At 45.5% G+C, this 6000-nt stretch carries 6 protein-coding genes and 2 tRNA genes; 4 read left to right on the plus strand and 4 right to left on the minus strand.

Annotated features, from left to right (window positions below; all coding sequences use genetic code 11):
* The first annotated feature begins 175 nt into the window (after nt 1-175).
* A complete protein-coding gene (gene yugI, locus P9687_RS05395; protein ID WP_014097573.1) occupies nt 176-562 on the plus strand; it encodes a S1 domain-containing post-transcriptional regulator GSP13 in 387 nt (128 codons plus the stop codon).
* A gap of 315 nt (nt 563-877) precedes the next feature.
* Here yugI and P9687_RS05400 read toward each other — a convergent pair whose 3' ends face one another.
* The 3 genes from P9687_RS05400 to P9687_RS05410 all read right to left on the minus strand — a co-directional run bounded on the left by P9687_RS05400 (nt 878) and on the right by P9687_RS05410 (nt 2291).
* Nucleotides 878-1075, minus strand: a complete 198-nt coding sequence (locus P9687_RS05400) for a hypothetical protein (protein WP_014097574.1) — start codon at nt 1073-1075, stop codon at nt 878-880.
* Nucleotides 1076-1437: 362 nt separating this feature from the next.
* Nucleotides 1438-1917: a GyrI-like domain-containing protein gene (locus tag P9687_RS05405; protein WP_230951778.1), complete on the minus strand. Its 480-nt coding sequence runs from the start codon at nt 1915-1917 to the stop codon at nt 1438-1440.
* 143 nt (nt 1918-2060) lie between these two features.
* Complete coding sequence (locus P9687_RS05410) at nt 2061-2291, minus strand: DUF378 domain-containing protein (RefSeq protein ID WP_014097577.1); 231 nt, start codon at nt 2289-2291, stop codon at nt 2061-2063.
* A 156-nt stretch (nt 2292-2447) separates the two neighbouring features.
* Between P9687_RS05410 and P9687_RS05415 the strand changes: the two genes are divergently transcribed.
* Complete coding sequence (locus P9687_RS05415) at nt 2448-3797, plus strand: glucose-6-phosphate isomerase (RefSeq protein WP_014097578.1); 1350 nt, start codon at nt 2448-2450, stop codon at nt 3795-3797.
* Between the two features lie 117 nt (nt 3798-3914).
* Here P9687_RS05415 and P9687_RS05420 read toward each other — a convergent pair whose 3' ends face one another.
* On the minus strand, nt 3915-4916 hold the full coding sequence (locus P9687_RS05420) for a potassium channel protein (RefSeq protein ID WP_046722001.1): 1002 nt from the start codon (nt 4914-4916) through the stop codon (nt 3915-3917).
* A 166-nt stretch (nt 4917-5082) separates the two neighbouring features.
* On the opposite strand from P9687_RS05420, the gene P9687_RS05425 reads away from it, so the two are divergent.
* Together P9687_RS05425 and P9687_RS05430 are read left to right on the plus strand one after the other, a co-directional pair.
* Nucleotides 5083-5155 (plus strand) — tRNA-Ala (locus P9687_RS05425).
* Nucleotides 5156-5173: 18 nt separating this feature from the next.
* Nucleotides 5174-5246, plus strand: a tRNA-Ala gene (locus P9687_RS05430).
* Nucleotides 5247-6000 lie beyond the last annotated feature (754 nt).

Below are 6000 nucleotides of genomic sequence, written 5' to 3' on the forward strand. Positions count from 1 at the left end.
GGCTGAAGCAATTTTTTGAACTTTTTTAAACACGGGCACGATAAAAATGTTAAATAATGTCTGGGTGCCAGCCGGGGCCAGGCCTGAAAAATATTTTGGGAATGACAGGCACCCGTGACTATGATATAATATTTTATTGCGTATAACAGGAAAAAACAATACTAGGAGTGTTTTCATGTCAAATTATGAAGCAGGAAATGTATATACCGGAAAAGTGACCGGAATTAAGCCGTTTGGCGCGTTTGTAGCGCTTGATGAAGAGACACAAGGCCTTGTCCATATTTCCGAAATTAAACACGGATATGTCAAAGATATTCACGATCATGTCCACATCGGGAATGAAGTCAAAGTAAAAGTGTTGTCGGTAGACGAAGAAAACGGCAAAATCAGCCTTTCCATTAAAGCCACGGAAGAAGCACCGCACCAGGACACAAGGAAACCGCGCCGGCGTCAGGGTGCCGTGAAGGCCGCTGAAGAGTCCGGGGAAGGGTTCAACACGCTGCGCGATAAGTTAAAAGAGTGGATTGAAAAATCAAAACGTGAAGATTTAATTAAAAAATAATCGGGCGATTCCGGGCATACAGATTGTCCGGATTTTTTTTATCCGAAAAAAGCCGGGCATACCGCAGTCTGCGCGGACCATTCAGTTTACGGATCATAGTGCCGTGCCGCCAAATCAGGCCGAAAATCCCGCTACTGTCACACAGCATGAAGCGGGAAGAATGGCCAATAACGGAAAACTTGTCAGCGCCGCCGCATGAAAAGCGTGATGCAGATCGCTTGTACGCACAGGTCACCGTTAGACCAATTGGCTGATTTTCGTCCCTTTCGTCAAGCGGGTCCCTATTAGGTATAAACATCGATATATTTTTTCATGTTAGTTTCCATCGCCATCATTTCTTTGGAGAGGAATAAAGTCATCTGGAATGTCCCAGTCAGGTTCGTTTTGTTCCTCCCAATTCTGTATACCAATGTTGAAAACGAAGCCAGAAAAATCACCGTTATCTCCATGTTTATGCAATTTAGCATAAACATCAGTAGCTGCTTTTTCCTCCCCTTTCACATCGAGGGCCATATCATAAATCTCAAACTTTTTCCTTTAAAGGAATATTGTGAAAGAAATTCCACAGATTCCGTGTATTGGGCATAATCTTTAACGTTTTCAAAATCCGTTCTTTTTTTAAGCATAGAACCCACCTCCACCTATTATTTATATTTAAATCAATTTTGAAACCCATGATGATCCTGCACTGTTCTTCTTTTTAGTTGAACGAAACATGACTACATGTGTTGCAAGAAGCAATGTCGGTTGATTTTGACGCGAAAAATTTAAGTTCATTTTATATCGTATGCTGAATGCGCTTTACCAGTTGCATCTGTCTGAAACCATGTGCCATGCAGAATCGTTTGCCTAACGCGGGAAAACTCACCCGTGTATTATTCGATATATAGCGGGATATAAAGGGTCAATTCGGGTTCATCGGTTAAAGGTTCGTATGATGTCGGATAATCTTCACGATGCTCAAGCTGCCCCTGAAAGACGGTGTAGCCGTTTTTCCTGATCCATTTATACAACTCGGCATACGCTTTTTGCACGTCTTCGCCTTTATATTTCGCAGCCGCAAATGTATAGGAAGGAACAGTCAGAGCTGTCATGCCTTCCGGAACCGCTTCTATGTAGGCCACTTCACGGACAAGATAAAAGGAAAACAAACCTTCATCATCCTGCGAGTGGTAGGAAAGCCCGATCACAACACTGGGATCCGTGCAATGACGGATTTTCCCCATTTTTTGCTTAAATTGATGGAAAAATCTTTTGATCTCCCCGTTTGCTGCCTGTTCGAAGGTACCGGTCCATTTGCTCCCGACTGCGTTAAATGCATGTTTCTGAACAATTTGAATTTCCAAGCTGCACACTTCCCCGCTCATCTTTATAGCTTCATTTTAAATGAAAAAAGAAGCGGGCGTAAAGGAAAATAAGATAAAAAAACACAAAAAAAGGCAGGCATGCTGCACTGCCTTTGTTACAATGAAAACACGGTTTCCCAAGGCTGTATCTCTTATCTCGTCGGTTTTGCCTGGGTGGACCGCTCCACTTCGGCATCCGGTTTGAAAAGCAGGCCGAGGTTAATCAGGCCGCAAATGCCGACAATGCCATAAATGACCCGGGAGATCGCGGAATTGTCGCCAAAAATGGCCGCTACCAGATCAAAGTTGAAAAAACCGATAAGGCCCCAATTGATCGCGCCAATAATCGTGAAAATTAACGCAATTCTTTGTACAATGCTCATTTCTCTACCTCCTTGTTCAATGTACAGGAATAGCATGGCAAGAATCCGCAAACATTATGCATGCAGGAAATGTGAGAAATTCGTTACATTCCTTGCGAAAAGGGTAAAGATTCGATAAAGTGGAGATGGTAAATCGATAACAGGAGGATTTGGACAATGACGCATATTCAGTTTGATTATTCAAAAGCGCTCGCGTTTTTTAACGAACATGAAATTACATACTTAAGCGAACCGATTCGATTGGCCCACAAGCTTTTACATGAAAAAACCGGTGTCGGCAATGATTTTACCGGCTGGCTGACATTGCCGAAAGATTATGACAAAGAGGAATTCGCCCGTATTCAAAAAGCAGCGGCAAAAATTCAAAATGATTCCGACGTGCTGCTTGTGATCGGGATCGGCGGTTCTTATCTCGGTGCCCGTGCTGCCATTGAAATGCTCAACCACAGCTTTATGAACGTGCTGCCGAAAGAAAAACGCAAAAACCCGCAAATTTTCTTCGTCGGCAACAGCATCAGCTCCACCTATATGAAAGATTTAATGGACGTTCTGGAAGGCAAAGATTTCTCCATCAATGTCATTTCCAAATCCGGAACAACGACAGAACCGGCGATTGCTTTCCGTATTTTCAACAAACTGCTCATTGAAAAATACGGCGAAAAAGAAGCAAAAGGCCGCGTCTATGCGACAACGGACCGCGCAAAAGGGGCATTGAAAACGCTGGCTGATGCGGAAGGCTACGAAACATTCGTGATTCCGGATGATGTTGGCGGCCGTTACTCTGTGTTAACGCCTGTCGGTCTGCTTCCGATCGCAGTAAGCGGCGTTGATATCCAGGCGATGATGGACGGAGCAGCAAAAGCCGTTGATGATTTCTCAAACCCTGAAGTAGCGGAAAACATTGCCTATCAATATGCGGCTGTCCGCAATATTCTGTACCGCAAAGGCAAAACGATCGAAATGCTGATCAACTACGAACCGGGACTGCAATATTTTTCCGAATGGTGGAAACAATTATTCGGCGAAAGTGAAGGGAAAGACCAAAAAGGCATCTATCCTTCTTCCGCAAACTTCTCGACCGACTTGCATTCCCTTGGCCAGTATGTACAGGAAGGCCGCCGCGATTTGTTTGAAACGGTCGTAAAAGTAGAGCAGGCGCGCGAAGAACTGACAATTGAAAAAGAAGAAAACGATTTGGACGGTTTGAACTACCTGGCCGGCCGCACCGTTGACTTTGTGAATAACAAAGCATTTGAAGGCACATTGCTTGCTCATACAGACGGCGGCGTACCGAACCTGGTCGTCTCGATTCCGAAAACCGATGCCTACACATTCGGCTACCTCGTTTACTTCTTTGAAAAAGCCTGTGCGGTAAGCGGCTATTTGAACGGCGTCAACCCGTTCGACCAGCCTGGTGTTGAAGCATACAAGAAAAACATGTTCGCACTCCTCGGCAAACCGGGCTATGAAGATTTAAAAGCAGCACTCGAAAAACGTTTGAAATAATGCAGAAAAAAGCAGGGCAATGGGCAGCCCTGCTTTTTTTCATTTGAGGAAAGCGCCAAGGATCGACTGTAAGCCAAAACTTTCGGCTGATCAAAAGAGGGTTCTGCAATTGCATTGTTACTTGCCTTTTTCCAAAACGACAAACAAATGCTCTTCATCCGTAATGGTATAATCCAAGGGCGGATTGATCATGGTGTCATCCCCTGATTGGATGCCGATTAAAATTTTCCGCTCTTTTTGCAGCTGCCGGCTCAAATCTTTTACCGTCAAATTTCGCCACTTCGGCTTCACCGGAATAAAGTCAAGGTGATTTTTTTCCTGCTGGTTCAATAACGACAAAAGCGTATCGGACATTCCGTTTGAAATCAAGCTGTTCAGCATGACAAAGCTTGCCTGTGTATTTGCCTGGATCACTTCATCCGCGCCCGCCCGCTTGGCATTTACAACCTGGTCGGCTGTCTGGATCTCCACAATACAATATGCATCCGGATTCAAGCCTTTGACGGCAAGCAGTGTCAGGACTGCGCCCATGTCTGCTTCCGTCTCCGTTTTATGCTGGTCGGACGTGATCAGCACCGCCTTCGCTGCCTTGACATTTGCTTTTTTCAGCGTCTCGTCCTGATACGGCTTTCCTTTTATAAAATAAACATTGTCATAAGGGTAAGGGTTGGATTCAAGTGTTTCATCCACCAATACAACGGGCTGCCGCTCTTTTAATTCCATGAGCTGCCCGATCACTTTTCTGGCGCGTTCGTTCCAGCCGATAATGACCATTTGTTTCCCTCCCGTAAACGCCGCTTTTCCTTCCAAAAAAGCGTTTTGCCGTGTAGCCGTTGCACCGGCCAGCGCCACGAAATAGGCAGACAGTATGCCGGCACCCGATAAAATGAGGATGATGCCGATCAGCCGGCCCGCCAAAGTGACCGGGTACAAATCCCCGTAACCGACCGTTGCCGTCGTGATAACGGCCCACCAAATACCGTCAAAAACCGTCGGGAAAGTTTTCGGCTCGACAAAATGGATAGCCAGCCCGAATGCAAAGATCACAGCAAGGGCCAAGTTCAATATCCGGACAATGATCGGCCAGCGTAAAAAACGGTAATAAAATAAATGAAACATACCGTCCACTTCCTTTTTTGGTATCTCCAATAGTATTCCCCGGCCTCAATGCGGAAAAACAAGGCGGCAAACGGGAAAATATTTTTTTAAAAAAATAGTTGCACGATCGTTTTTCGCATTGTATAATAACATTGTCGCTGATGAAAAACGGTGATCATGACAAAACGGGGCATTAGCTCAGTTGGGAGAGCGCTACATTCGCATTGTAGAGGTCGGCGGTTCGAATCCGCTATGCTCCATTCCCAACTTTATATCACGGGGCATTAGCTCAGCCGGGAGAGCGCTTGCATGGCATGCAAGAGGTCAGCGGTTCGAACCCGCTATGCTCCATACTGGAAAACGTCCAGCCTGTTACGGGTTGGACGTTTTTGCGTATATGCCTTTCTGATGAAAAATAAAATCAATTCCTGCGAAAAACTGTCCCGTTGGTGTACGCCATCAGACAAAAGCGGCAACAATTCGGAGAGAATTGTCCCCAGGCGAGCTCAATTAGACAAAAGCAGCAAGAACGTGGTTGGAAATGTCTAATTAGGCGTTCCAATTGGACAAAAGCGGCAAACACCCAGGGAGAACAGTCCCGTTGGTGATCCCAATTAGACAAAAACAGTAAACCTCCGAGTAGAATTGTCCAGATAGAGTCTCCAATTGGACAAAAGCGACGAACCTCCGTGGAGAACTGTCCCGATAGAGCATCCAATTAGATAAAAGCAGCTAACCCCGTGGAGAATTTATCCTTCATAAGCCTGATGAAAGACAAAACACAGGTCCATAGACGGCGAACTGTCCTTCATAAGGCCGATGAAAGACAAAACACCGGGCCATGAACGGTGAACTGTCCTTCATAAGACTGATGAAAGACAAAACACCTGCCAGGAGACGACGAACTGTCCTTCATAAGGCCGATGAAAGACAAAACACCTGCCGGGAAACGACGAACTGTCCTTCATAGGGCTTATGAAAGACAAAACACCGGCCAAAGAACAGCAAACTGTCCTTCATAGGGCTTATGAAAGACAAAACACCGGCCAAAGAACAGTGAACTGTCTTTCATAGAGCCGATGAAAGACAAAAGACTGGCCGGGAA

The organism is Weizmannia sp. CD-2023, assembly GCF_036225245.1.
Lineage (GTDB): Bacteria > Bacillota > Bacilli > Bacillales > Bacillaceae_C > Weizmannia > Weizmannia faecalis.

What these genes read in the sequence shown, in the direction of transcription:
- P9687_RS05400 (WP_014097574.1), bottom strand. Translation starts at nt 1,075, where the DNA reads ATGGCCCTCGATGTGAAAGGGGAGGAAAAAGCAGCTACTGATGTTTAT.
- P9687_RS05420 (WP_046722001.1), bottom strand. Translation starts at nt 4,916, where the DNA reads ATGTTTCATTTATTTTATTACCGTTTTTTACGCTGGCCGATCATTGTC.
- P9687_RS05415 (WP_014097578.1), top strand. Translation starts at nt 2,448, where the DNA reads ATGACGCATATTCAGTTTGATTATTCAAAAGCGCTCGCGTTTTTTAAC.
- yugI (WP_014097573.1), top strand. Translation starts at nt 176, where the DNA reads ATGTCAAATTATGAAGCAGGAAATGTATATACCGGAAAAGTGACCGGA.
- P9687_RS05410 (WP_014097577.1), bottom strand. Translation starts at nt 2,291, where the DNA reads ATGAGCATTGTACAAAGAATTGCGTTAATTTTCACGATTATTGGCGCG.